Here is a 2268-nt window from a genome sequence, read left to right as displayed (position 1 = left end):
AGCGGCGCGGGCCACACCCCCGGGTGCGGCCCGCGCCCGGGGGTCAGTCGTTCAGTGCGGACAGCGTCGTCCACTCGTCCCACGGGATCGTCCAGTCGTAGTAGTCGGTGCGGCTCTGCCGCAGCGGCTGGGAACTGCCCTCGATCTCGAACGGATCGCCGATCATCGCGCTGTCGTAGTACTCCTTGGCGTTGTCCGGCGCCAGGTTGATGCAGCCGTGCGAGACGTTGCGCTCGCCCTGGTCGGCGACCGACCACGGCGCGGAGTGGGCGAACTCGCCGTTGTTCGAGATCCGTACGGCCCAGTCCACCTCGAAGTCCTCGTAGCCGTAGCCGGGATTGTTCATGAAGTACTTGTCGTGCTTGGCCATCACCACGTGGACGCCACTGCGCGTGACCCGGCCGGGATCGGATTCGAGTCCGAAACTGGCCCGATACTCGGCGACCTTCTCGCCGTCCCGGAAGACCTCCATCCGGTGGGTCTGCGTGTTGGCCTTCACGATCTGGGAGCGTCCGATCGAGAAGTCCACCGTGAGGTCGTTGCCGCCGTAGGTGCCCTCGCCGGTGCGGACGCCGTAGACGTTCGCGCTGACGCTGACCTCCGTGCCCGGCTCCCAGTACTCCTTCGGTCGCCAGTGCACCGACCTGCCGCCGTACAGCCAGGCCCAGGAACCCTCGATGTCCGGGGTCGTCTCCACCTGCAACGCCCGCTCGACGGCGGCCCGGTTCTCGACGGGGGCGTCGAAGTTCAGGGCGATCGGCATCGCGACGCCGTACGTCCGGCCGTCGCCCACGTTCGAGCTGACCCCGACCGTGGCCTCGGGGGTCGCGGTGGTGAACGAGCCCTCGATCGGGACCGGCGCCCCGTCGGCACCGGACGCCTCGCCGGAGAACGTGTAGGTCTTGTCGTACCCGAGGGGCTCGGTGACCGACCAGGTCGTCCGGTCCCCGGCCAGCTCGCCCTCGACCTCCTCGCCCTCCGGGTTGGTGAGTGCGACGGACGCGATGGTCCCGCCGGTCACCGTGACCGAGACCTCGTCCCGCGGGGCGACGTTCTCGCTGCCCGCCTCGGGGGTGACGGTGACCTGCGCCGGAACCGCCGGTTCGGGGCCGGCGGTGTCGTCCGCCTGCGCGGACCCGCCGCCCCCCTGCGCGCCGGTACAGGCCCCCACGCCCAGGAGAGTGGCCAGCAACAGTGCCAGGACCGCCTTCGGTGTGCCTCTCGCCGGTGCGGATGCCGATTCCGTCAACGCTCGTACCCCTCTTCTCCCCGTGTCCCGTGGCTCACGCCCTCCGATGTCTGTTCGTTGCCGCCACGCGAAGTGATCACACTCACACCATCGTGGTGCCGAGCGTGTCGGCGTGGTCGCCCTCGGCGGTGTCCGGCACCCGGTGCGCTCCCGTTCCGCACCGTCGGAGTGACCGTCGGCGGCACCCGGCGGCCACCCGTTCGATTGATCGTCGGTGCGGGGCGGCGCGCAACCCCTGAGGCCGTTATCCGCCCGGTCGGACCAACCGGGGCGGTAAGGGGTTCACGAACGCGCTCGTGCCGGTAGTCTGGGTGTCGGCCGTCGTTTTGCGTGCTCGTGGCTACACACTCGCGGAACTTCTGACGCGGGCCGGTAGCCTTGGCGCTAGCGTGCTCGTTCCGTTGGAACCGCCCGGGGCGGCCGGGACACCGCCGGTGGTGGTGTCCATGCGGAACAGCAACGAGGAGTACAGCGGTGGCGCAAGGCACTGTGAAGTGGTTCAACGCGGAAAAGGGCTTCGGTTTCATCGCCCAGGACAGCGGTGAAGGCGACGTTTTCGTCCATTACTCGGAGATCGAGGGCCGCGGCTTCCGCACCCTGGAGGAGAACCAGAGGGTGGAGTTCGAGGTCGGCCAGGGCCAGAAGGGCCCGCAGGCGCAGAAGGTCCGCTCTCTCTGAGGCAGGACACTCACTGACCTGACCGGGCCCCCGGCGGACTTCCGCCGGGGGCCCGGTTTCGTCTCGGGGGGGGGGCGTGGAGTGGTCGACGCGCGCGGGTCAGCGGAGCCCGCCGCGCACCTGCGCCTCCCAGTGCCGCAGGTCCTCCACGTGGATCTCGTCGGTGATGGGTTCGTCGTCGCGCCCGTAGGCCGGCGCCTCGAACGGCTGTGCCGTCCGGGGATCCTGCGCCGACGGCGCGCCCGGAGCGGTGTCGGTGGGGGAAAGGTCCTCGGGGAACGCGTCCTCCGGGGCGGGCCAGGCCGGCTCGGGCGGGGCCGACCGCGGGTGGCCCGAGCGGT

At 70.5% G+C, this 2268-nt stretch carries 2 protein-coding genes and 1 pseudogene; 1 reads left to right on the top strand and 2 read right to left on the bottom strand.

Going from position 1 to position 2268, the window contains the following annotated elements; genetic code table 11:
- Window positions 1–43: 43 nt before the first annotated feature.
- Window positions 44–1249: a L,D-transpeptidase gene (locus ACTIR_RS0119075; protein ID WP_084789615.1), complete on the bottom strand. Its 1206-nt coding sequence runs from the start codon at window positions 1247–1249 to the stop codon at window positions 44–46.
- Between the two features lie 474 nt (window positions 1250–1723).
- On the opposite strand from ACTIR_RS0119075, the gene ACTIR_RS0119065 reads away from it, so the two are divergent.
- Window positions 1724–1927, top strand: a complete 204-nt coding sequence (locus tag ACTIR_RS0119065; protein WP_007025991.1) for a cold-shock protein — start codon at window positions 1724–1726, stop codon at window positions 1925–1927.
- A gap of 99 nt (window positions 1928–2026) precedes the next feature.
- Here ACTIR_RS0119065 and ACTIR_RS26930 read toward each other — a convergent pair.
- Window positions 2027–2268, bottom strand: a pseudogene (locus tag ACTIR_RS26930) (hypothetical protein); the annotation flags it as partial.

This window comes from Saccharomonospora iraqiensis subsp. iraqiensis (assembly GCF_000430445.1).
Taxonomy (GTDB): Bacteria; Actinomycetota; Actinomycetes; order Mycobacteriales; family Pseudonocardiaceae; genus Saccharomonospora; species Saccharomonospora iraqiensis.
Note: the sequence above shows the minus strand (reverse complement) of the source record. Positions and strands in the feature narration are given on the sequence as shown.